18 protein-coding genes and 1 pseudogene are annotated in these 23,907 nt (G+C 67.1%); 7 read left to right on the top strand and 12 right to left on the bottom strand.

Features of this window, described 5'->3' with window-relative positions:
• Positions 1-11: 11 nt before the first annotated feature.
• Positions 12-3,593, bottom strand: a complete 3,582-nt coding sequence (car, locus tag B8W69_RS15345; protein ID WP_245843255.1) for a carboxylic acid reductase — start codon at positions 3,591-3,593, stop codon at positions 12-14.
• Positions 3,594-3,736: 143 nt separating this feature from the next.
• A complete protein-coding gene (locus tag B8W69_RS15340; RefSeq protein WP_085290634.1) occupies positions 3,737-4,492 on the bottom strand; it encodes a L,D-transpeptidase in 756 nt (251 codons plus the stop codon).
• A gap of 396 nt (positions 4,493-4,888) precedes the next feature.
• Here B8W69_RS15340 and B8W69_RS15335 point away from each other — a divergent pair, with 396 nt between their 5' ends.
• Complete coding sequence (locus B8W69_RS15335; protein ID WP_085290683.1) at positions 4,889-5,821, top strand: LysR family transcriptional regulator; 933 nt, start codon at positions 4,889-4,891, stop codon at positions 5,819-5,821.
• Here B8W69_RS15335 and oxc read toward each other — a convergent pair.
• Positions 5,805-7,556, bottom strand: a complete 1,752-nt coding sequence (gene oxc, locus B8W69_RS15330) for an oxalyl-CoA decarboxylase (RefSeq protein ID WP_085290633.1) — start codon at positions 7,554-7,556, stop codon at positions 5,805-5,807. The genes B8W69_RS15335 and oxc overlap by 17 nt on opposite strands.
• A gap of 241 nt (positions 7,557-7,797) precedes the next feature.
• Here oxc and B8W69_RS15325 point away from each other — a divergent pair, with 241 nt between their 5' ends.
• The gene (locus B8W69_RS15325; RefSeq protein WP_085290632.1) at positions 7,798-9,393 is read left to right on the top strand and encodes a FadD7 family fatty acid--CoA ligase; all 1,596 of its coding nucleotides are present in this window, start codon (positions 7,798-7,800) and stop codon (positions 9,391-9,393) included.
• Positions 9,394-9,405: 12 nt separating this feature from the next.
• On the opposite strand, the gene B8W69_RS15320 is transcribed toward B8W69_RS15325, so the two are convergent.
• Together B8W69_RS15320 and B8W69_RS15315 are read right to left on the bottom strand one after the other, a co-directional pair.
• Positions 9,406-11,565, bottom strand: a complete 2,160-nt coding sequence (locus B8W69_RS15320) for an elongation factor G-like protein EF-G2 (RefSeq protein ID WP_085290631.1) — start codon at positions 11,563-11,565, stop codon at positions 9,406-9,408.
• Between the two features lie 144 nt (positions 11,566-11,709).
• On the bottom strand, positions 11,710-12,126 hold the full coding sequence (locus B8W69_RS15315; protein ID WP_085290630.1) for a TIGR03668 family PPOX class F420-dependent oxidoreductase: 417 nt from the start codon (positions 12,124-12,126) through the stop codon (positions 11,710-11,712).
• A 173-nt stretch (positions 12,127-12,299) separates the two neighbouring features.
• Here B8W69_RS15315 and B8W69_RS15310 point away from each other — a divergent pair, with 173 nt between their 5' ends.
• From B8W69_RS15310 to B8W69_RS15295, 4 genes are all read left to right on the top strand, one after another.
• The gene (locus tag B8W69_RS15310; protein WP_085290629.1) at positions 12,300-13,382 is read left to right on the top strand and encodes a S1C family serine protease; all 1,083 of its coding nucleotides are present in this window, start codon (positions 12,300-12,302) and stop codon (positions 13,380-13,382) included.
• 121 nt (positions 13,383-13,503) lie between these two features.
• Positions 13,504-15,276, top strand: coding sequence for a maltose alpha-D-glucosyltransferase (treS, locus tag B8W69_RS15305; protein ID WP_085290628.1), 1,773 nt, complete (start codon positions 13,504-13,506; stop codon positions 15,274-15,276).
• Positions 15,277-15,331: 55 nt separating this feature from the next.
• Positions 15,332-16,681 (top strand): maltokinase N-terminal cap-like domain-containing protein, encoded by a 1,350-nt coding sequence (locus tag B8W69_RS15300; protein ID WP_085290627.1) that lies wholly within the window; start codon positions 15,332-15,334, stop codon positions 16,679-16,681.
• Positions 16,682-16,726: 45 nt separating this feature from the next.
• Positions 16,727-17,413, top strand: a complete 687-nt coding sequence (locus B8W69_RS15295) for a YoaK family protein (RefSeq protein ID WP_085290682.1) — start codon at positions 16,727-16,729, stop codon at positions 17,411-17,413.
• Positions 17,414-17,470: 57 nt separating this feature from the next.
• Here the strand turns inward: B8W69_RS15295 and ag85C are convergent, their stop codons facing one another.
• The 6 genes and pseudogenes from ag85C to B8W69_RS15265 form a co-directional block, all read right to left on the bottom strand.
• Positions 17,471-18,496, bottom strand: coding sequence for a diacylglycerol acyltransferase/mycolyltransferase Ag85C (ag85C, locus tag B8W69_RS15290; RefSeq protein WP_085290626.1), 1,026 nt, complete (start codon positions 18,494-18,496; stop codon positions 17,471-17,473).
• Positions 18,497-18,730: 234 nt separating this feature from the next.
• Entirely contained in the window at positions 18,731-19,549 is an 819-nt protein-coding gene (locus B8W69_RS15285; RefSeq protein WP_085290625.1) for an ABC transporter permease, read from the bottom strand.
• Positions 19,539-20,369 carry an ATP-binding cassette domain-containing protein gene (locus B8W69_RS15280; protein ID WP_085290624.1) on the bottom strand — a complete coding sequence of 277 codons (831 nt, stop codon included), beginning with the start codon at positions 20,367-20,369 and terminating at the stop codon, positions 19,539-19,541. Before B8W69_RS15280 ends, B8W69_RS15285 begins: the two co-directional genes overlap by 11 nt.
• Positions 20,366-20,818: a MarR family winged helix-turn-helix transcriptional regulator gene (locus tag B8W69_RS15275; protein ID WP_085290623.1), complete on the bottom strand. Its 453-nt coding sequence runs from the start codon at positions 20,816-20,818 to the stop codon at positions 20,366-20,368. The genes B8W69_RS15280 and B8W69_RS15275 overlap by 4 nt, the downstream gene beginning before the upstream one ends.
• A gap of 67 nt (positions 20,819-20,885) precedes the next feature.
• Entirely contained in the window at positions 20,886-21,383 is a 498-nt protein-coding gene (locus B8W69_RS15270) for a metallophosphoesterase family protein (RefSeq protein ID WP_085290622.1), read from the bottom strand.
• A gap of 29 nt (positions 21,384-21,412) precedes the next feature.
• Positions 21,413-22,064, bottom strand: a pseudogene (locus B8W69_RS15265) (MMPL family transporter); the annotation flags it as partial.
• A 77-nt stretch (positions 22,065-22,141) separates the two neighbouring features.
• Between B8W69_RS15265 and B8W69_RS15260 the strand changes: the two are divergent.
• Positions 22,142-22,597, top strand: coding sequence for a MaoC family dehydratase (locus tag B8W69_RS15260; protein ID WP_085290621.1), 456 nt, complete (start codon positions 22,142-22,144; stop codon positions 22,595-22,597).
• A gap of 10 nt (positions 22,598-22,607) precedes the next feature.
• Here B8W69_RS15260 and B8W69_RS15255 read toward each other — a convergent pair whose 3' ends face one another.
• Positions 22,608-23,900 (bottom strand): acyl-CoA dehydrogenase family protein, encoded by a 1,293-nt coding sequence (locus B8W69_RS15255; RefSeq protein WP_181447411.1) that lies wholly within the window; start codon positions 23,898-23,900, stop codon positions 22,608-22,610.
• Positions 23,901-23,907: the final 7 nt, after the last annotated feature.

Genomic DNA, 23,907 nt, shown 5'->3' with positions numbered 1-23,907 from the left:
CTCGGTAGCGGTCACACCAACCCCAGCAAGCGCAGATCAGCGACGTACTTGTCGATCAATGCCGCCGACAGATGCGGAATGTCTTCGTCCGCGCCGATTTTCGCCGCCCGCACGGCGCTACGGAACACGTCGGTGGGGGCCGGGGCACCGCGCAGCGGCGTCTCCGGTTTCCGGTAGGCGTCCAGCAATGGCAGCACCGAATGCTGGCGCTGCTTATCGGGCAAGGCGCGAAGGGCGGTCGTGAACCGGCCCAGCCACTCGTCGTAGTCGTTGATGCGCCGGATGTCGTGCCCGGCGGCGATCAACCAGTCGACGAACACATCCAGCGAGATGCCGTCGTCGTGCGGGTTCATCACGTCGAAGGACCGGTATGCACCGGAATCCTCGGTGGTTGAGGCGATCTGTTCACCGAGCGTGGTCACCGCTTCGGCCACGAAGTCGGCGGGCAGCCCGTCGTAGTGGGCGACCGCACGGTTTCCCCGCGGATCGGTCTGGTAGAAGGAGGCCGGCGCGATACCGGTGGTCAGCAAGCTGAATACCAAGCGGGTGAACGCATCTGGAACATTGAGCTGTCCGGCATACCGGCTGTGCGCCAGGATCATGTCGGACCGGAAGACCGCGACCGGCACGCCGCACAGGTCGTGTGCCTCGCGCAGCAACACCTCGCCGGCCCACTTGCTGTTCGCGTACCCGTTCGCATAACTGTCATCAACCGGCCGCAGTGCGCTGACGGTGCGGATGTCGCCGTCCTCGGCGAACGCGGCCGGATCGACCGACAGGGCCACCGCGACGGTCGACATGTATGTGACGGGCTTGATCCGTGTCGTGATCGCCAGGCGAATCAACTCGGCGGTGCCCACCACGTTGGGGCCGAACAGTTGGTCGTAGGGCAACACGTGGTTGACCAGTGCGGCCGGATGCACGATCAGATCCACACTCTGCGCGAGGCGCTCCCAGGTGCCTTGCTCCAGGCCAAGATTCGGCTCACCGATGTCGCCGACGATGACCTCGAGGTGATCGGCGGCCAGCGTGTGGAAGCGCTCCAGCAATTGCGGATCGCCGCTATCGAATACGGCCTCCAGGCGTTTGGTGGCGGCCGCCGCATCCGTGGCTCGGATGATGGAGATGAGTTTTCCGCCGGTCTCGGCGAGCCGTTCGAGCCACTCCAGGACTAGGAAGCGGCCGAGGTAGCCGTTGGCGCCGGTGAGCAGGACGGTGTGCGGCGTGCCGGTCGCGCGCGGCAGCGCCGCGGCCTCGGCCAGGGTGGTCGCGTCGATGAATTTGTCCAAGGTGAGCTCCGCGGCGCGGACCTGCGTCGAACCTCGTCCGTGTACGGTTGCGAAGGTCGGCCGCCGCGACCCCGATTCACGTTCGTATTCAACGTATTCCGCGAGCTGGCCCAGGTCGGTTGCCGGGCCGGTGATCATTCCGACGGGCACCTCGACGTCGAAGATGTCGCGCAGCAGATTGGAGAATGTCAACGCCGACAGGGAGTCGCCGCCGAGGTCGATGAACAGCGCGTCGGGGGCCGGCGGCCCGCCGGCCAGGCCGAGCAGCGCCTCAGCGGCACGGCTGACGGTGAAGATCACCGGATGGTCGGCCGCGCCTTCGCGTAAGGCACGCAATTCGGTCACCCGATTTTCGGCCAGCTCCGCGTATAGCTGTTCGAGCCGGGTGCCGTAGTGCTCTTTGAGCTTGGGCCGCAGCAGCTTTCCCACCCCGGAGAGCAGGCCGTTGTCCTCGCTGAACGGCTCCGTCTCGACCACGAAGTCGACGGGTACCTCGTAGGACTGCAGCTCGGCGAGTTTGGCCGACTGGCGCAGGGATTCGCCCAGGGCGGCCTTCAGGCCGTCGGCGTCGCCGGCGAACCTCTCCGCGGCGTCGTCGGTCGGGACGACAACGGCCAGCAGATAGGGCCGTTCGCTGTTGCCGTAGACGAAGATCTGTCGCACCAGGGTCGAGCTGGAGAACACCGCCTCCAGGCGCGCCACGGCGACGAACTCGCCCTGCGCCAACTTCAGCACGTTGTTGCGGCGGTCGACGTAGGCGAGCCGGCCCGGCTCCAGCTCGGCCATCACGTCACCGGTGCGGTAGTAGCCATCGGGATCGAAGGCCTTGGCCGTGACATCGGGCCGTTTGAAGTACCCGGGCGTCGCGGTCAGCGACTTCACCAGCAATTCGCCTCGCGGATAAGGCTTGTCGGTGAGAAAATAGCCCAACTCGGGAACATCGATGAGCTTGTAGTCCTGCACCGGCGGTTGGGTGATCCGGCCGTCCTTGGTCACCATGCCGACCTCGGTCAGGCCGTAGCCGTCGAGAACGTGGACTTCCAAACAGGTTTCGATAAAGCTCCGCATCTCCGCCGCCAACGGCGCGGTGCCGCAGAAGGCGGTCACGATCCGTCCACCGAGAACCTGCTCACGCAGCTCGGCCTGTGCCCGCGCCTGGGCCGCGGCGGTGTCGGCACCCGCGACTTCGAATCGATCGACCGCACTCTGGTAGCGCTGGTACAGCATCTCCGCGACACGTGGCACCAGCCCCATCTCGGTGGGGCGCACCAGATTCCAGTCGTCGAACAGGGTCGACAGGTCGCTCTCGGGGACGAAGTAACTGGTGCCGCCCGCCTGGAACGCGGTCGACAGCGGTATCCGCCCGCCCAGGTGATTCAGGGGCATGAAATTCACGTTGATCACCGGGGTGTCGGTGAAGTCGGGCATCAGTTCGGTGGTCCACAGCTGGCACAGCATCCGCTCGGTGTACATGGCGCCCTTGGGCAATCCGGTGCTGCCCGAGGTGTACATGATCATGGCCAGCCGCTCGTCGGTGGCCCCGGTGAACATTGGCTCCGGCGGCAGGGTCCGCCCGCGTTCGATCACGTCGTCGAGGGTCTCGATGGTGACCGTGACGCCGGCGCCCGTCAGCTTCGCCTGCGCGCGTTCGACGGCCTCGCGTTGCTCGTCGACTTCGGGCCGGTAGTCGAAGACCACGACCCGCCGTAACGACGGGCTACCCAGTGCCGCTTGGACGGCGAGGTCGAGATAACCGACACCGGCGGCCAATGTGGATGGCTCGACCTCCTCGACGATCGGCCTCAGCCGCGAGGCCGTCGTGTTGTGCTGCAGTGGCACGGCCACCAGCCCGAGGTAGGCACAGACCAGATCGATGGTGAGGTACTCGGCGCTCGCGAAACCGACGGTGGCGACGACGTCTCCGGGCGCAACGGGATTGGCGGCGTCGCGTCGCCATGCGCCCGCGATGGCGCGGACATTGGCCCACAGGTGGCGATAGGTCATGGTGTCGAACCGCGGCAGCAGGTGTGTGCTGGTTCGACCGGTGGCGGGATCGGTGGTCAGCGAGCGCTCTCGCCAGCCCAGTGCGGGGCGATCGGCGTAGCCCTCGGCGAAGATTTCGAGGATCTGCGGCAGCCGAAGGCCGGGTTCGCGCGCCGCGAGTTGCAGGGCGGAATCTGGCTTGGTACTGCGGAACTCCTCGTCGCGGGCATCCAGGTCGCGGATGCGGTCGGCTACCTGTTGGCGCACCGCGCTGATCGGGCCTGTAGAGCTAACTTTCGCGCGCTTCGCGTCGTCGGTCATGGCCCGCCTCTCGTTGACGATCACTCGTCTACCTGAACGAACCCCCGCGGGTCAGGCTTCCGTCCGATGGTTGTGACGGTGGTCACAACGCGACGGAGTGGCGTCGCCGAGCTCGGGGCACCCGGGCGATGTGTCGTTCAGGCTCAGGCCACGACCTGAATGGGATCGCCCACGTTCACCTCGTTGAAGTACCAGGCGGCGTTGTCGGGGCTGAGGTTGATGCAGCCATGGCTGACGTTGGCGTTGCCCTGGGAATCGACCGACCATGGGGCGGAGTGCACGTAGACGCCGCTCCAGGTGACGCGGACGGCGTACTGGGCGGTGATCTTGTAGCCCTCGGGGGAGCTGAGCGGGATGCCGATGGTCCGCGAGTCCATCACCACGGTGCGCTCCTTTTCCAGCGCGGTGAAGCTACCGATCGGGGTGGGCCGGCTGGGCTTGCCCATCGACGCCGGCATGGTGCGCAGCACCTCGCCATCCCTGCTGACGGTGAAGGTGTGCTTGGAGATGCTGGCGACCCCGAGTAGCGCATCGCCGGTGTCGAAGCCCGTCGATAAGGCCTGCACACCGACCGATACGTGGGTGTGCGCCGGCCAGAACTGGTTGGGCACCCACTGCACGACAGTGTTCTGAACCCACTCGAAGTGTCCGGGGGTGCCGCTGGGCGACGTGACGTGGATTGACCGTTCGGCCGCGGCCCGATCGGCCACCGGAGCGGTGAACGTCACCACCACCGGGTGGGCTACGCCCACTACGGCGCCGTCAGCGGGCAAAATCGAGGCGACCGTGGGGCCGGGTTGCGGCAGTGGCACGGCGGCGGCGCTGCGGCCGACCGGTGCCACGAGGCCCACGGCCGTGATCGCGACCATAACAAATAGATAACGAACACCCCGACGCATAGCGTCCACCCTTCGAGATGGTGCGACCAACACACCGGTATTCTACTGGTTACCCACTCGTCACCGGTTTCAGCAAACAATGACAGGCCTGCCGGCCCGCCGCGGTAACGATTCAATCACCGATTGAGTTCAACCGTGTCGGGGCGCAGCGGGATGGGTAGTTCAGCACATGATCGCCGCTTGCGGCCGTCGCCCGAGTTCGGGCCGTGGTCGTGTGAAAGGGCCACCGATGCTTCGGTTTTCGCGGCCCGACCCTCGGCCAGCCCGCTCGGCCGAATTGATGAGGATAGCCGCAAAAGGCGTGGCTCAAACGTTTGGCTTGGCCCGCCCACCCTCGACGCGTTAGCCTCGGCGGGATCGGTGCCCCAAGGCCGAGCCCGAACCCGAGGAGTGCGGGTGCTTTTCCGTCAACTGGAGTATTTCGTCGCCGTCGCCTCCGAGCGGCACTTCGCCCGGGCGGCCGAGAAATGCTTTGTCTCCCAACCGGCGCTGTCGGCGGCGATCGCCAAGCTGGAGCGAGAACTGAACGTCACGCTGATCAACCGCGGGCACAGCTTCGAGGGCCTCACGCCTGAGGGCGAGCGGTTGGTGGTGTGGGCCAGGCGGATTCTCGCCGAGCACGACGCGTTCAAGTCCGAAGTCGACGCCGTGCGCTCGGGTATCACCGGAACCCTGCGGCTGGGCACCGTCCCCACCGCGTCCACGACCGCGTCACTGGTGCTATCGTCGTTCTGTTCGGCGCACCCGTTGGTGAAGGTGCACATCTTGTCCCGGCTGGCGGCCACCGAACTGTACCGGCGCCTGCGCGAGTTCGAGATCGATGCCGCCATCGTGCATGCGGCTCCCGACGAGTCCCACGATGTGAACCTGGTTCCGCTATACCAGGAGCGCTACGTGCTGTTGGCCCCCGCGGACATGGTGGGATCCGGTGCGGCGACGATGAACTGGGCGGAAGCCGCGCAGCTCCCGCTGGCGTTGCTCACCCCCGACATGCGCGATCGCCAGATCATCGACAAAGCGTTCGCCGACCATTCGATCACCGTCAGTCCGCAGGTCGAAACCGATTCCGTCGCATCGTTATTCGCGCAGGCATCGGCCGGCAACTGGGCATCCATCGTGCCGCACACGTGGCTGTGGACGTCGCCGCTGGGGCCGGACATCCGGGCGGTGGAAATGATCGATCCGGTGCTCAAAGCCGATGTCGCCCTGGCCACCAACTCGAGCGGCCCCGGATCGCCGATCGCCCGCGCGCTGGCCGCGTCCGCCGGGCGGCTTTCGCTGAACGAATTTTTCGACGCGCAACTGTTGGGCCTTACCCGCCGGCGCTGACCGCGGCCGGCGGTCGGGTGGCCGCGCTCGCCGGGTTCAGGCCGGACAGGTGGCCGCTCTCCACGCCCGCCGCCGGGTCGAGTTCGCAGTCGATGAGCGACGGCGCCCCGGAGCCGATCGCCTCCGTCAGCGCCGCGCGCAGCTCCGACGGGGTGGTGACGTGATATCCCTTGCCGCCGAACGCCTCCGCGAGCAGCTCGTGGCGCGCCCGGGCGCTCAGCACGGTCGGGGCCGGATCGGATCCCGTTGCCGCCGCGCCGGCTGTCGCCTCGTCACCGCGGTACACGCCGCCGTTGTTGAGGATGACGACGGTGACCGGCAGCCGGTAGCGGCAGATGGTCTCGATCTCCATGCCGCTGAAGCCGAATGCGCTGTCACCCTCGATCGCCACCACCGGCTTGCCGGTCTCGACGGCGGCGCCGATCGCATAGCCCATCCCGATGCCCATCACGCCCCAGGTCCCGGTGTCCAGCCGGTGCCGCGGCAGCTCCATGTCGATGACATTGCGGGCCAGATCGAGCGCGTTGGCTCCTTCGTTGACGACATACACGTCGCGGTTGTCCTGCAGCACAGCGCGAATCGCGCCGAGGGCGTTGTAGAACCGCATCGGGTGTGGATCCTCGGCCAGGCGCTCTCTCATCTTGGCGTCGTTTCGTGCGGTGCGCTCGGCCAGTTCGCCGACCCAGTCCGGCGGCGCGGTGATCGGGCGCGCGGCCACACCGTCATACAGCGCGGACATCACCGAGCCGATGTCGCCGGCCAGCGGCGCAACGATCTGCTGGTTGCTGTCGAACTCGGACGCGGCGATGTCCACCTGTAAAAACTTGGCTTTCGGGCTCCATGGCGGTGAATCACCTTGGCCCAGAAGCCAATTCAAGCGCGCACCGACTAACAGGACCGCATCGGCGCGCGAGATCGCCAGCGAACGTGCGGCCGCGGCGGACTGCGGGTGTGAATCCGGCAGCAGGCCCTTGGCCATCGACATCGGCAGGAACGGGATCCCGGTGGCCTCGACGAACTTGCGAATCACGTTGTCGGCCTGGGCATACGCCGCGCCCTTGCCGAGCACGATCAGCGGCCGCTGCGCTTGGGCCAGCACGCCCAGCGCGCGGTCGATCGCATCCGGCGCCGGCAGTTGCGGGGGTGCGGGATCGATGACCCGCCAGACCGTGCCTGCCGCGGCGGCGGCGTCCATCGCCTGGCCCAGGATCTCACCGGGGATGTCCAGGTAGACCCCGCCGGGCCTGCCGGAGACCGCGGTGCGAACGGCGCGCGCGACGCCGCGCCCGATGTCCTCGATCCGGCCGATCCGATAGGCCGCCTTGGCGAACGGCTTTGCGGCACTGAGCTGATCGATGTCCTGGTAATCGCCGCGCTGCAGATCCACCAGCGCCCGATTGCTGGAGCCGGAAATCTGGATCATCGGAAAGCAATTCGTGGTGGCGTTGGCCAGCGCGGGCAGGGCATTGAGGAAGCCGGGCCCCGACGTGGTGAGGCAGACGCCGGGACGCCGGGTGAGGAACCCGGCGGCGGCCGCGGCGTTGCCGGCCGAGGCCTCCTGCCGAAAACCGATGTAGCGGATCGCCGACGCCTGCGCGACGCGCGCGAGGTCGGTGATCGGGATGCCGACGATGCCGTAGATCGTCTCGACGTCGTTGGCCTTCAGCGCGTCCACCACGAGGTGAATGCCGTCGATCAGGCCCGTCGGGTTCGGAGATGCCGAAGCGGTGGACATGTGGCGACTCCTCGGATGCTGTGCGGTACTGCCTATGGCCATCACTGTGACCCCAGCGCACCCCAGGTGTCCAAGACGAGGGCACTATCCAACGATTTACACCGTCTATCGTGGCAGGTCAGCGCGATGCTACCGCGATTCAATAGCCAGCGGTTATCGATCGTGAGCCAATCGATATTGGACGCAGCGAAGGGCCGCCCGGCAGGGTGGCATCCGTAGCGGGAGTGGAAGGAGTGCGTCGATGACAACTGACGCGATCACCACCGGCGAGGGGTCGACGGAATCCGCCAGCCCCGGCATCGCCGATCTGGTCGAGGCGGCGGCACGCCGGTCACCCGAGGCACGGGCGCTGGTCGTGACCGCCGAGCGCATACCGGTCACCTACCGCGAGGTGATCCGGTTGATCGACGATCTGGCCGCCCAGCTGAAGGCCGGCGGCCTGGTCGCGGGCGACCGGGTTGCGCTGCGCGCCGGCAGCAACGCCGAATTCGTCATCGGGCTGCTGGCCGGGTCGCGTGCAAATCTCGTTGTGGTGCCACTGGATCCGGCCCTGCCCGTCGCCGAGCAACGTGCACGCAGCGCCGCGGTGGGTGCCCGGGCGGTGCTCGTCGACCAGGTCGCCGACGCCGACAGCGACACACCGGACGGCTTGCCGTGGTGGCCGATCGCGGTGACCGTCGGGTCTGGCGGCGCCGCGGCGGTGAGCCTGGATGTCACCGCGGCACCCGCGCGTGACGTGTCCACGCCGGAGGGGCTGCGCGACGACGACGCCATGATCATGTTCACCGGCGGCACCACCGGTGTGCCCAAGATGGTGCCCTGGACGCGCTACAACGTCGCCCGCTCGGTGGCGGCCATCATCGCCGGCTACGGGCTGGGGCCGCGGGACGCGACGGTGGCGGTGATGCCGCTCTACCACGGGCACGGCCTGCTCGCCGCGCTGCTGGGCACCCTGGTGTCCGGGGGAGCGGTGTTGCTGCCCGCGCGCGGAAAGTTCTCGGCGCACACGTTCTGGGACGACATCGAGGCCGTCGGGGCCACCTGGTACACCGCCGTCCCGACGATCCATCAGATCTTGCTGGAGCGCGCCCGGACCGAGCAACCGGGCGGGACGCACGCCCTGCGATTCATCCGCAGTTGCAGCGCGCCGCTGACCGCCGAGACGGCGCAGGCGCTGCACGACACGTTCTCGGCGCCGGTGGTGTGCGCGTTCGGGATGACCGAGTCGACCCACCAGGTGGCGACGACGGCCATCGGGGGCGCGGGCAGCAGCGAAAATCCCGGTGCCACACCAGGTCTCGTCGGCCGGTCGACCGGACCGGAAATCCGGATCGCCGGGCCCGACGGCCAGGCGCTGCCCGCGGAGACCGTCGGCGAGGTGTGGCTGCACGGCCCGACCGTGGTGCGCGGCTACCTCGGCGACCCGTCCATCACGGCCGCCAACTTCACCCAGGGCTGGCTGCACACCGGCGACCTGGGCACCCTGTCGCCAGCCGGCGACCTCGTCATCCGCGGACGCATCAAGGAACTCATCAACCGAGGCGGGGAGAAGATCTCGCCGGAGCGCGTCGAGGGCATCCTGGCCACCCACCCCGACGTGCTCGAGGTGGGCGTGTTCGGCATGCCGGACAAGCTCTACGGCGAGACGGTGGCCGCGGTGATCGTCGCCCGCGGGTCGGCCGCGCCGACGGCCGACGAACTGACGGCGTTCTGCCGTGACCGCCTGGCGCCCTTCGAGGTTCCGGCCGAGTTCCAGCAGGCCGGCGAGCTGCCGCACACCGCGAAGGGATCGCTGGACCGCCGCGCGGTGGCCGATCAGTTCGGCCGCAAGGCCTGAACGGCAGGGGTTCTAGACGGTGGCGTTGAGCCGGGCGGCCGCGGATTCCGGCATGGGTTCGTAGCGGGCGAAAGAGCGGGTGAACGAGGCGGCGCCGTGCGCAAGGGACCGCAGGTCGATCGCGTAGCGCGTCAACTCCACCTGCGGCACCTCGGCCTTGACCACGGTGCGCTCGTTGCCGGCGGTGTCGGAGCCGAGCACCCGGCCGCGCCGGCTGGACAGGTCACCCATCACCGCGCCGACGAAATGGTCGGGCACCAGCACCGAGATCTCGTCGATGGGCTCGAGCAGCGCCACCTTGGTCGCCGCGGCGGCCTCGCGCAGCGCCAGCGAGCCCGCCATCTGGAATGCGAAGTCCGACGAGTCGACGCTGTGCGCCTTGCCGTCGAGCAGGGTGACGCGGATGTCGACCACCGGATAGCCCGCGTGCACGCCCTTCTCCATCTGCGCCCGCACGCCCTTCTCCACGCTCGGGATGAACTGCCGCGGCACCGCTCCGCCGACCACCTTGTCGACGAATTCGAACCCGGAGCCTTCCGGCAGCGGCTCCACCTCGATCTCGCATACCGCGTACTGGCCGTGCCCGCCGGACTGCTTGACGTGGCGGCCGTGGCCTTTTGCCTTGCCGCCAAACGTTTCTCGCAGCGGGACCCGCAGTTCAACGGTGTCGACGGTGACGCCGTACCGATTGGCCAGCGCGTCGAGCACGACACCCGCGTGTGACTCGCCCATGCACCACAGCACGACCTGGTGGGTTTCGGGGTTCTGCTCGATACGCAGCGTCGGATCCTCGGCGGCCAACCGTCCCAATCCCACCGACAGCTTGTCCTCGTCGGTCTTGGCGTGCGCCGCGATCGCGACCGGCAACAGCGGCTCGGGCATGGTCCACGGCTTCAACACCAACGGCTCCGACTTGTCCGAAAGCGTGTCACCGGTTTCGGCGCGGCTCAGTTTGCCGATCGCGCAGATGTCACCCGCCACCACGGCCGCCGCCGGGCGCTGCTGCTTGCCCAGCGGGAAGGACAGCACCCCGATGCGCTCGTCCTCGTCGTGGTCTGGATGCGCATGGCCATCGCCGTTGGACGTGCCGAAGAACGACGCAAAATGGCCCGACACATGAACAGTCGCGTCGGGCCTGATGGTGCCGGAGAACACCCGGACAAGGCTGACCCTGCCCACGTACGGGTCCGACGTCGTCTTCACCACCTCCGCGAGCAGCGGCGCGTCCGCGGCGCACTTCAGGCCGGCGTGCGGCGCACCGACCTGTGTGAAGACCTCGGGCAGCGGGTGTTCCATCGGTGACGGGAACCCGCGCGTGGCGACCTCCAGCAATTCCAGGGTGCCGACGCCGCTGCTGCTGCAGACCGGGATCACCGGAAAGAACGACCCCCGGGCGACGGCGCGCTCGAGGTCCTGAATGAGCACGGATTCGTCGATGGCCTCGCCCCCGAGATAGCGCTCCATCAGCGACTCGTCCTCGGACTCCTCGATGATTCCCTCGATCAGGGCGCCGCGCGCCTCCTCGATCTGCTCGGCGTCGGAGGGATTCGGTGGCTGCACGGTGCGGTTGCCGCCGGTGTATTCGTAACGGGTCTGCGAGAGCAGCCCGATCAGGCCGGTGCAGGACGGCAGGTCGGTGGGCAGATAGAGCGGTAAGACCTTGTCGCCGAACGCATTCTGCGCGGCGGCCAGCGCCTCGGCGTAATTCGCCCGGGTGTGGTCGAGCTTGGTGATCACCACGGCGCGGGGCATGCCAACCTGGTTGCATTCCTGCCACAGCGATTTGGTGGGCTCGTCGACGCCTTCGTTGGCCGCGATGACGAACAGCGCGCAATCCGCGGCGCGCAGCCCGGCCCGCAACTCGCCGACGAAGTCGGCGTATCCGGGCGTGTCGACCAGGTTCACCTTGACGCCGTCGTGCGACAGGGACGCCACGGCGACACCCACCGATCGTTGCTGGCGGATCTCGGCATCGTCGTAGTCGCAGACCGTGCTGCCGTCGGCGACCGAGCCACTCCGGGTCAGCACACCGGCGGCGACCAACAGGGCTTCTACGAGTGTGGTTTTGCCGCCACCGGACGGACCCACCAGCACGACGTTGCGAATTTCGTCCGGACCGTCGGCGGTGGGAGCGCTCCCCGCTCCTTGGGAAGTATTTGTCCTGTCGGCCATGACTTTCCTCCAGGTTGCCCAGGGCGCGCCGTTGCTGACCTAGTTAGCACCTATCTAGCTACCATTCACCGAACTTCGGTCGACCACAAGACCGTCGGGCCAGATCAGGTACCCGCAGCCGCGCCGCGGCTTTCGGCGCGCTACTCAATAATGCCAGCTGGACCAGCGCTGCACCGCGACCTCGATCACCGGGCCGTCCAGCGAAACCGACTGGTACTGGGGATATTTCGCGCGCAGCAGGCGGCGGCCGAGATCGACGGCGTCCCCGTCGGTGTGGACGGTCGCGAGGCCGTCGGCGCGCACCCACCACAGCTGGGTCCAATCATCGGCGTAGTGATCGACGAGCAGGGTCACCCGGGGGTTGTCGTCGATGTTGGCCAGGCGGCGCAGCCGCCGCGTAGTTTTCGGCTTCGCGTCGACGGCCGTGTAGATGACGTCGCCGGTGTCGCCGGCGACCGTAAAAACCACCGGCACCAGGTGCGGCAGGCCACCGGGCGCGACCGTGGCCAGCCGGGCCACCGGGGACCGGCTGAAGTTGGCCTTGGGGTCGAAATCGCCCACCGGGTCAGCTTAGGACGAGCGGCAAATAGGGACGGGAAGCAGATGAGGCGCATCAGACCTGGCACATGTCGTGCATAGCTACCTGCATTACGGTTATATACACACAAATGTGCCGCCAAGATCCTGAGGCCGGGACAGTTTGTTCTTTACCGCGAAGCAGGAGGGTGACACCGATGAGCAAATCGCAGCACCGCCCGGTCTTGTGGTCATGGTTGGTCAGCGTGCTGACCGTGGTTGCACTGGGCCTCGGTTTGGGGTCCGGCGTGGGCCTCGCGCCGGCGTCGGCGGCGCCGTCGAATTTCGCGCTGGACCGGTTCACCGACCGCCCCCAGGCGCCAATCGACCCTTCGGCGATGGTCGGTCAGGTCGGGCCGCAGGTGGTCAACATCGACACCAAATTCGGCTACAACAACGCGGTCGGCGCCGGCACCGGCATCGTGATCGATCCCAACGGCGTCGTCCTGACCAACAACCACGTGATCTCCGGCGCCACCGACATCAGCGCATTCGACGTCGGCAACGGGCAGACCTACGCCGTTGACGTGGTCGGCTACGACCGCACGCAGGACATCGCGGTGCTGCAACTGCGCGGCGCGAGCGGCCTTCCCACCGTCGCCATCGGCGGCGAGGCCACGGTGGGGGAGCCGATCGTCGCGCTCGGCAACGTCAACGGCCAGGGCGGTACGCCCAACGCGGTGGCCGGCAAGGTCGTCGCGCTCAACCAGAGCGTCTCGGCGACCGACACGCTGACCGGTGCCCAGGAGAGCCTGGGCGGTCTGATCCAGGCGGACGCCCCGATCAAGCCGGGCGACTCCGGCGGGCCGATGGTGAACAACGCCGGGCAGGTGATCGGCGTGGACACCGCCGCCACCGACAGCTACAAGATGTCGGGCGGGCAGGGCTTCGCCATCCCGATCGGGCGCGCGATGGGAGTTGCCGGACAGATCCGGTCGGGCGCCGCCTCGAACACCGTGCACATCGGTCCCACGGCCTTCCTCGGCCTGGGTGTGATGGACAACAACGGCACGGGCGCGCGGGTGCAACGGGTGGTCAACACCGGTCCCGCCGGCGCCGCCGGGATCGCGCCCGGCGACCTCATCACCGGCGTCGACAACGTCGCGATCACCGGCGCGACGTCCATGACAGAGGTGCTCGTCCCGCACCACCCCGGGGACACCATCGCGGTGCACTACCGGTCCAACGATGGTGGCGAGCGCACCGCCAACATCACCCTGGCGGAGGGGCCGCCGGCCTGACATCCGCGCCGACGGGACGCGACCGGTGGCGAATTCGTTTGCTGCCGGGCGTGTTTGGTTGTAAACGTGGGGGTGTGATTCCGGAAGTCGCGCCCAGGGTACCCGTGGCATCGTGGATTTGATGAACGACGCAAGAGAAGCTGTCGAGCACCATCCCGAAGGTGGCAGTCACGTCCAGGACGGCGTGGTGGAACACCCCGACGCTGAGGACTTCAACAACGCCACCGCGCTGCCCACCGACCCGACGTGGTTCAAGCACGCGGTGTTCTACGAGGTGCTGGTCCGGGCGTTCTTCGACGCCAACGCCGACGGTGCCGGCGACCTGCGCGGTCTGTTGGGGCGCCTGGACTACCTGCAGTGGCTGGGCATCGACTGCATCTGGCTGCCGCCCTTCTACGACTCGCCCCTGCGCGACGGCGGGTACGACATCCGGGACTTCTACAAGGTGCTGCCCGAGTTCGGGACGGTCGAGGACTTCGTCGCGCTGCTCAACGCCGCGCACGAGCGGGGGATCCGGGTCATCACCGACCTGGTGATGAACCACACCTCGGACTCGCACCCCTGGTTTCAGGAATCGCGGCACGACCCCGACGGCCCGTACGGCGACTACTACGTGTGGAGCGACACCGCCGAGAAGTACACCGACGCGCGGATCATCTTCATCGACACCGAGGAGTCCAACTGGACCTTCGACCCGGTGCGCAAGCAGTTCTACTGGCACCGCTTCTTCTCCCACCAGCCCGACCTGAACTACGACAACCCGGCCGTGCAGGAAGCCATGATCGACGTGCTCCGGTTCTGGCTCGAGCTGGGTATCGACGGGTTCCGGCTGGACGCGGTGCCCTACCTGTTCGAACGGGAGGGCACCAACTGCGAGAACCTGCCCGAGACGCACGCCTTCCTCAAGCGCGTCCGCAAGGTCATCGACGACGAGTTCCCTGGCCGGGTGCTGCTGGCCGAGGCCAACCAGTGGCCCGCCGACGTGGTCGAGTACTTCGGCGACGCCACCACCGGCGGTGACGAATGCCACATGGCGTTCCACTTCCCGCTGATGCCGCGCATCTTCATGGCGGTGCGCCGGGAGTCACGCTTTCCGATCTCGGAGATCCTGGCCCAGACGCCCGAGATCCCGGACATGGCGCAGTGGGGGATCTTCCTGCGTAACCACGACGAGTTGACGCTGGAGATGGTCACCGACGAAGAGCGTGACTACATGTACTCCGAGTACGCCAAGGACCCGCGGATGAAGGCGAATGTCGGCATCCGCCGCCGGCTGGCGCCGCTGCTGGACAACGACCGCAACCAGATCGAGCTGTTCACCGCGCTGCTGCTGTCGCTGCCCGGCTCGCCGGTGCTGTATTACGGCGACGAGATCGGCATGGGCGACGTGATCTGGCTGGGTGACCGCGACGGGGTGCGCACGCCGATGCAGTGGACGCCGGACCGCAACGCGGGCTTTTCCAAGGCCAACCCCGGCCGGCTCTACCTGCCGCCCAGCCAGGACTCCGTCTACGGCTATCAGGCGGTCAACGTGGAGGCCCAGCGCGACACCTCCACGTCGCTGCTCAACTTCACCCGCACCATGCTCGCCGTGCGGCGCCGTCACGAGGCCTTCGCGATCGGAAGCTTCGAAGAGCTGGGCGGCTCGAACCCTTCGGTGCTGGCCTTCGTGCGACAGGTGTCCGATGACGGTGACACCGTGCTGTGCGTCAATAATTTGTCGCGTTTCCCCCAGCCGATCGAACTGAATCTGCAGCATTGGAGCGGTTGCACCCCGGTCGAGCTGACCGGGCAGGTGGAATTCCCGCGCGTCGGTCACCTGCCCTACCTGCTCACCCTGCCGGGACACGGGTTCTACTGGTTTCAGCTGACCGCATGCGAGGAGGATTCATGATTTCCACTCGCGCCGCGACGATGCGCAGCGGAGCCGATGAGAAGGAGTGGCGCAAATGACTCAGCCGGCCAAGCTGCCCTGGTCTGAGTGGCTTCCACAACAACGCTGGTACGCCGGGCGCAACCGCAAACTGTCCGGCGCCGAGGCGAGCGTGGTCGTCCCGCTCGACGACGGCCTCGACCTGGTGCTCGTCGACGTCGACTACGCCGACGGTTCCCGGCACCAATACCAGGTGATCGTGCGGTGGGATGCCGCCCCGGTCTCCGAATACAGCAGCGTCGCGACCATCGGCGCCGTCGACGACCGGACCGGCTTCGACGCGATGTATGACGCCGACGCGCCGCAGTGCCTGCTCTCGCTGATCGACTCGTCCGCTTCGCGTAGCAGTGCGTCGGGCACCGAGGTGAAATTCGCCAAGGAACCGGATGCTGTGCTGCCGCTGGAGGCGATGGCGCACGTATCGGACGCCGAACAGTCCAACACCAGCGTCATCTTCGACCGGGACGCCATCTTCAAGGTGTTCCGTCGGGTCAGCAGCGGCATCAACCCCGACATCGAGCTGAACCGCGTGCTCGGCCGGGCCGGCAACCCGCACGTCGCACGGCTGTTGGGGACCTACGAGATGACCGGCGCGGACGGCAACGCCGAGGCGGCGTGGCCGTTGGGCATGGTGACCGCGTTCGCCGCCAACGCCGCCGAGGGTTGGGCGATGGCCACCGCCAGCGTCCGCGACCTGTTCGCCGAGGGTGACCTGTACGCGTACGAGGTCGGCGGCGACTTCGCCGGTGAGTCCTATCGCCTGGGCGAGGCGGTGGCGTCGGTGCACGCAACTCTGGCCGAGACCCTCGGAACCTCGCATGCCGCCTTCCCGGTGGACAACATGCTCTCGCGGCTGTCGGCGACCGTGGCACTGGTGCCCGAGCTCAAGGAGCACGCGGGGAGGATCGAGGAGCGCTTCCAAAAGCTGGACACCGAGCAGATCACCGTGCAGCGCGTGCACGGCGATCTGCACCTGGGCCAGGTGCTGCGCACGCCGGAGCGGTGGCTGCTGATCGATTTCGAGGGTGAACCGGGACAGCCGCTCGAGGAGCGACGCGCACCCGATTCGCCGTTGCGCGACGTGGCCGGCGTGCTGCGGTCGTTCGAGTACGCCGCCTACGGGCCGCTGGTGGATCATGCGGACGACAAGCAGTTGGCGGCGCGCGCCCGCGAATGGGTCGAGCGCAACCGGACGGCGTTCTGCGACGGCTATGCGGCCGCCTCCGGGACCGACCCCCGCGACTCTGCGCCGCTGCTCGCCGCCTACGAGCTGGACAAGGCCGTCTACGAGGCCGGCTACGAGGCGCGGCACCGGCCGGGCTGGCTGCCGATTCCGTTGCGCTCCATCGCTCGTCTATCGGGCTAGCTTGCCTCCGCTGCGCGCGTCGTGGCCGTCTGGAAGCATGTGCGTGTGCCGAGTGAGATATACAACAGCGAGTCGCGGTTGTCGTGGGTGCTGGCGGCGCTCGCGGGCGTGCTGGGGGCCACCGCCTTCACCCACTCCGCCGGCTACTTCGTGACCTTCATGACCGGCAACGCCCAGCGCGCGGTGCTCGGATATTTCCGCGGCGACGTGCTGCTGTCGGCCACGGCGGGGGTGTTGATCGTCTGCTTCGTCGCGGGCGTGGTGGTCGCCTCGGTCTGCCGGCGGCATTTCTGGGTGGCCCACCCGCACGGCCCGACGGTGCTGACGACGTTCAGCCTGGCGGCGGCCACCGTGGTGGACGTCGTCGACGAGGGCTGGGAAGAGAATCTGCTCGACTTCGCGCCAATCATGTTGGTGGCCTTCGGGATTGGCGCGTTGAACACGTCGTTCGTCAAGGACGGCGAGGTGTCGGTCCCGCTGAGCTACGTGACCGGCACGCTGGTGAAGATGGGCCAGGGGGTCGAGCGCCACATCGCAGGCGGATCCGCGGCGGACTGGCTGGGCTACTTCCTGCTGTTCGCCAGCTTCGCGGTGGGCGCGACGGTGGGCGGCTTCATCAGCACGCTGGTCAACGGTACGTGGATGCTGGTGGTGGCCACCGTCGTGTGCGCGCTGACCACCGGCTACACGTATTTCCACTCCGATCGCCGGGCCCTGCTGGACGAGGCGTGAAAAAGAGCATCGGCAGTAGCGCTGACCGGTGCGCTACTGCCGATGCCGGCCTTGGCCTCAGGCCGCGGGAGGGTTAGCTGTGGGCGCGCTAACCGGTGCGGCGTTGACCGTGTTGAGGGTTTGCAGGATGTCGGGCTTCATCGCGACCAGCTGCTGGTTCCAGTAGGGCCAGGAGTGCGTCCCGTTGGCCGGGAAGTTGAACACCCCGTTGCGTCCGCCGGCGGCCGCGTAGTTGTTCTGGAACTGCTCGTTGGTGCGCAGCGTCATGCCCTCCAGGAATTTCGCCGGCATGTTGTCGCCGCCGAGGTCGCTGGGGGTGCCGTTACCGCAGTAGACCCAGATGCGGGTGTTGTTGGCCACCAGTCGCGGAATCTGGACCATCGGGTCGTTGCGCTTCCACGCCGGGTCGCTGGACGGACCCCACATGCTGTTGGCGTTGTAGCCGCCCGCATCGTTCATCGCCAGCCCGATCAGGGTGGGCCACCAGCCCTCGGACGGGTTGAGGAAGCCCGACAGCGCGGCGGCGTAGGGGAACTGCTGCGGGTAGTAGGCCGCCAGGATCAGCGCGGAGCCGCCCGACATCGACAGGCCCACGGCCGCGTTCCCGGCCGGCGAAACCTGCTTGTTGGACTGCATCCACAGCGGCAGTTCCTGGGTCAGGAACGTCTCCCACTTGTAGGTGTAGTTCTGCCCGTTACCCGAGGACGGCTGGTACCAGTTGCTGTAGAAGCTGGACTGGCCACCGACCGGCATGATCACCGACAGCCCGGACTGATAGAACTCCTCGAAGGCGGGGGTGTTGATGTCCCAGCCGTTGTAATCGTCCTGCGCGCGCAGGCCGTCGAGCAGGTACACGGCGTGCGATCCGCCGCCCTGGAACTGGACTTTGATGTTGCGGCCCATCGACGGCGACGGCACCTCGAGGTATTCCACGGGAAGCCCCGGCTTGGAGAAGGCCCCCGCGACGGGTGAGCCACCGGAGGCTACGGCGAGACCGGACAGCAGGGAGGCCCCCATAGCCGCGATCGCCAGTCGGCGCGGCATGGTAGCCGCTGCGCCACGCAACTTTTCGAAGAACGACATAGCTCTCTACCCATCCCAACTTTCATCTGCCGCAGGGTGCGGTCGAATCTGTTCTCGGGGAGTCAAACACAACGAGAGGGCCGAATTCGGTTGTCGCGGCCGGGATGTCAGATCGCGGTTAGCTAACGATTGAGCCTCGCCCAGAAATCGTCACGGTCGGGTCACGATCGGCTCTCGGAACCATACGCCCATCTTGCGATGCGCTAACGCATGCGCTATCGCATGCGCAACGCATCAGGCGACCAGACGGCGCAAAAGCGTTGATGCCGTGACGATTCCGAGCACGGCGGCCACCACCAGAACGATGATGTCCGCGGGATTGAAGGGCGTGCCGATCAGCAGCGCCCGCAGCGCGTTCACCTCGTAACTGAGTGGGTTGACCTTGCTCAGCACGTGCAACCACGCCGGCATGATGTCGACCGGGTACAGCGCGTTGGACGCGAAGAACAGTGGCATGGTGATCGCCTGGCCGATGCCCATCAGGCGGTCGCGGCTGCGCACCAGGCCGGCCAGGGTCATCGACAGGCAGGCGAAGAACGCGGCGCCGAGCATGACGATGGCCATCGCCGCCATGATCCGCAGCGGATTGACCGTCAGGCCGACACCCATCACGTACGCCAGTGCGAGCACCCCGACCACCTGGGCCACCGAACGGACCCCGGCGGCAAACGCCTTGCCGGTGATCAGCGCCGATGCCGGAGCGGGCGTCACCATGAGTTTGGCCAGCACGCCGGCGTCCCGGTCCCAAATGATCTGGATCCCATAGAAAATGGAGATGAACAGTGCCGACTGGGCGATGATCCCCGGTGCCAGAAACGCCAGATACGACACGGACCCGGTGGGGATGACATGGAGGTGGCTGAACGTGGTCCCGAAGATCAACAGCCACAGTGCGGGCTGCACCATCCGGGTGACCAGCTCGGTCCTGTCGTGTTGCAGTTTCTGCAGTTCGACGATCGCGAACGCTCCGATGCGACTGGACAGCGCGCCGACCCGTTGCCAGCCGCGCGGGGCGCGAATCAGGGTGCCCGCCACGGCGCTATCAACCGACACGGCGCGCCACCTTTCTGCTGGAACGGATTTCGCGAATGGACCCGTTGGCTTCCGATGAATTTTGCTCGTCGTCCAGCCCGGATGCCGCGTAGTGGCGGAACACATCCTCGAGCGTGGCCGACGGCGATACGGTCGCCTTCAACTTGTCGGGGGTGCCGATGGCTCGCAGCTGACCGCGGTGCATCAGGGCGACCCGGTCGCACAGCGCGTCGGCTTCCTCCATGTAGTGGGTGGTCAGCAGCACGGTCATGCCGAACTGCGCCTGCATTTTTTGCACCTGGTCCCACACGCCGTCGCGCGCAATGGGATCCAGGCCGACGGTTGGTTCGTCGAGCACCAGCAGCGACGGGCGGTTGACCAGCGCCTGCGCCACCTCGAGGCGGCGCACCATGCCGCCGGAGTAGGACGACGCCAGCCGGTCGGCAACATCGATGAGGTCCATCGCGACCAGCGCCTGATCGACGCGGTCGGCGCGCTCGTTGCGGGGCGCCCCATACAGCCGCGCGAACCACTGCACGTTCTGCCGTCCGGTCAGGGCGGGCTCGATCGAAAGCTGTTGCGGCACATAGCCGATATTGCTTCTGATGTCGGTGGTCTGGCATCGCGCGTCCATTCCGAAAATGCGCAGTTCGCCGTGCTGCACCGGGGTCAGCGTGGTCAGCATCCGGACCATGGTCGTCTTCCCGGCACCGTTGGGCCCGAGCAGGCCCATGGTTTCGCCGGGCCGTACCTGCAGCGTCACATCGTCGACGGCGGTGAACTGGCCATAGCGATAGGTTAGGTTGCGGCCGTCGACCGCCATCGGCAGCGATCCGCTCATGATCGCCGCTCCCGCAGTTTTCGGGTCATCGTGTCGAGGACCTCCAATCCTTTTGTCAAAGACTCGATTTGATCGGCGTCGAGCTCGTCGATCACCTCGGAGAGCAACGCCCGCCGGGTGGCGCGGGATGCGTCGACGATCTGCTGGGCGGGCTCGGCCAGCCGGAGTTGGCACACCCGGCGGTCGGTGTCGCCCGCAGCACGCAGCAGCAGGCCGCCGGACACCAGCTTCGTAACCAGGGTCGAGGCGGTGTTGGGCACCAGCCCGAGCTCGGCTGCGGCGGCGCTGACCGAGATTCCCGGCCGGCGCCCCACCAGCCACAACAGCTCGGACTGCGACTCGGAAAGCCGCGACGAATCGAAGCCACGGCCGGCCGACCTGCGGAGTTGCCGGCGGAACCTGCCGACCACACCGAACAGCTCGCCTGCCACATCAGTGCGTGATTTCATATGCACCCATAATACCTCTGTAGCCGAGCTATCTATGTGTGGAAGCTGTGTAGCGGGTATGTACCCGTTACCTGGGCAGACGATGCAGCTCGACGTCGGTCAGCGCGGCGTCGTCGGCGCGCGCGGTCATGTAGGTGCAGAACGGTTGGCGGCGGCGATCCGTCGGTGACCCGGGATTGAGCAAGCGCAACCCGGTTGCGGTGGTGGTGTCCCACGGGATGTGGCTGTGCCCGAACACCAGCACCTGGCTGTCGGGGTAGAGCCGCGACATCCGCGCGTCGCGTCCGCTCGCACCGCCGGTCTCGTGCACCACGGTGAATCGCACCCCCGCCAGCGTCACGTCCGCGCGTTCAGGAAGCCGCGCCCGCACGGCCGGGCCGTCGTTGTTTCCCCAGCAGCCCACCAGCCGGGCCGCCCGGCTTTCGAGCTCGTCGAGGAAGTCCGGTGCCATCCAGTCGCCGGCGTGCACGACCACGTCGGCCTCGGCCACCTCATCCCAGACCGCCGCGGGCAAGTCCCGGGCCCGTTTCGGGATATGGGTATCGGCAATCAGCAGCAGCCTCACAGCCCCATCTTGCGCTAACCGGGAGTCGTTCACGTCACCGTTGCGCGGCGCCTGGCCGTTGGTGCGTCCGCATCCTCACCCAGGAGCAGGGACCGAACGAGGCGCCGCGACCCGAACGGCCGGAGCACCTGGCTGGCGGGGCGCGTCCGCACCATACGCGGCCACCAGAACCAGCGTCCGAGCAGCGCCGCGATGGACGGTGTCATCAGGGAGCGCACGATCAGGGTGTCGAAGAGCAGGCCCAGCCCGATGGTGCTCCCGGCTTGACCAATGGAGCGCAGGTCGCTAGCCACCATGGACATCATGGTGAATGCGAAGACCAGGCCCGCCGCGGTGACGACTCCGCCGGTGCGCCCAATGAAGCGGATGATGCCCGTCTTCAATCCCGCGCTGACCTCCTCCTGGAACCGCGACACCAGCAACAGGTTGTAATCGGATCCGACGGCGAGGAGGATGATCAACCCGAACACCGGGGCGATCCAGTTTCAGCTCCAGGCCAAAGATGTGCTGCCAGAACAGCACTGACAGGCAGAACGCGGCACCCAGGGACAGCAGTACCGTGCCGACGATCGCAAGCGACGCAACCAGCGCGCGGGTGATGATCAGCATGACGGCGAAAATCAGCGTCAGTGCCGCCAATCCCACGATCAGTAGGTCGTATTGCGATCCGGCCTGGATATCTGTGGTGCATCGGCCGGATGGTCGGGGCATGGGAGCCCGGCGCTATTGTTAGCAGCCGAAACCAAGGAGAAGCTTCAATGCGCACTTTCGAATCAGTCACCGAACTTGCCGCCGCCGCGGGCGAAACCCTCGGGCACAGCGACTGGGTCACCATCACCCAGGAAGACGTCAACCTGTTCGCCGATGCGACCGGCGATCACCAGTGGATCCACGTCGATCCGGAGCGGGCCGCATCGGGCCCGTTCGGCAAGACCATCGCCCACGGTTTCATGACCTTGGCGTTGCTGCCGCAGCTGCAGCACCAGATCTACACCGTTAACGGCATCAAGCTCGCAATCAACTACGGCCTCAACAAGGTTCGCTTCCCTGCCCCGGTCCCGGTCGGCTCTCGGGTGCGCGCGCAGAGTTCGTTGGTCAGCGTCGACGACGTGGGCAACGGAGCGGTGCAGGCGACGATTTCGACCACCGTCGAGATCGACGGTTCGGCCAAGCCGGCGTGTGTGGCCGAAAGCGTGGTTCGTTTCGTCGCCTGACGCCTGGTCCCTAGAACTCGGCGACCGCGTGCTCCAGCCGCTCGGCCAGTCGCGCCTGTGCTTCGGCGCGCCGGGTCGGGATGTGGGCTGACGGGAAAGGCGTTGTCACCGGCTCGTATTCACGCAAGGTCCGGCGTGCGACCGTCATCTTGTGCAATTCGGTGGCGCCGTCGGCGATGCCCAGCGACTCGGCGGCCACCAGCATCTTGACGAACGGCATCTCGTCGGAGACGCCGAGCGCGCCGTGCAGGTGCAGGGCGCGCTGCGCGACGTCGTGCAGCACCTGGGGCATCGCGACTTTCACGGCCGCGATGTCGCGGCGCACCTTCTGGTAGTCGTCGTGCTTGTCGATCAACCAGGCGGTGCGCAGCACCAGCAGCCGGAACTGCTCGATCTGAATCCAGCTGTCGGCGATCTTCTCCTGCGTCATCTGGAAGTCGGACAGGTGGCCGTGCCTGGTCTTGCGTGACACGGCGCGTTCGCACATCATGTCAAAAGCCTTGCGCGCCAGTGCGATCGTGCGCATCGCGTGGTGGATGCGGCCGCCGCCGAGGCGGGTCTGCGCGATCATGAACGCCGCACCCTCGCCGCCGAGCACGTGATCGCCCGGCACCCGGACGTCGTTGTAACGGACGTACCCATGCGAACCGTGCTTCGACTCGCCTCCCACCCCGACGTTGCGGATGATCTCGACCCCCGGCGTCTCGCCCGGGACGATGAACAGCGACATCTTCTCGTACGTGCGGGCGTCGGGCTTGGTCACCGCCATGACGATGAAGAACGACGCGTGCCTGGCGTTGCTGGAGAACCACTTCTCCCCGTTGATGACCCAGTCGTCCCCGTCGCGGGTCGCGCTCGTCACGAACATCCCCGGATCCGAACCACCCTGTGGTTCGGTCATCGAGTAGCACGATGTGATCTCGCCGTCCAGCAACGGCTGCAGGTAGCGAGCCTTCTGCTCATCGGTGCCGAACAGCGCGAGGATCTCGGCGTTGCCGGAATCCGGTGCCTGGCAGCCGAACACCGAAGGCGCCCAACGGGAGCGCCCGAGGATTTCGTTGAGCAGCGCGAGCTTGACCTGGCCGAAGCCCTGACCGCCGAGCTCCGGGCGCAGATGCGCGGCCCACAGCCCCTGGTCCTTCACCTGCTGCTGCAAGGGGCGCAGGATGGCCATCATCTCGGGGTTCTTCTTGTCGTAGGGATCAAGGGCGACCAGGTCGAGCGGTTCCAGCTCTTCGGTCATGAACTTTTCGACCCAGTCCAGCTTTGCCTGGTATTCGGGATCCGTTTCGAAGTCCCACACGGTGGCC

The sequence above is a fragment of the Mycolicibacterium vulneris genome, assembly GCF_002104765.1.
Taxonomy (GTDB): domain Bacteria; phylum Actinomycetota; class Actinomycetes; order Mycobacteriales; family Mycobacteriaceae; genus Mycobacterium; species Mycobacterium vulneris.
Note: the sequence above shows the minus strand (reverse complement) of the source record. Positions and strands in the feature narration are given on the sequence as shown.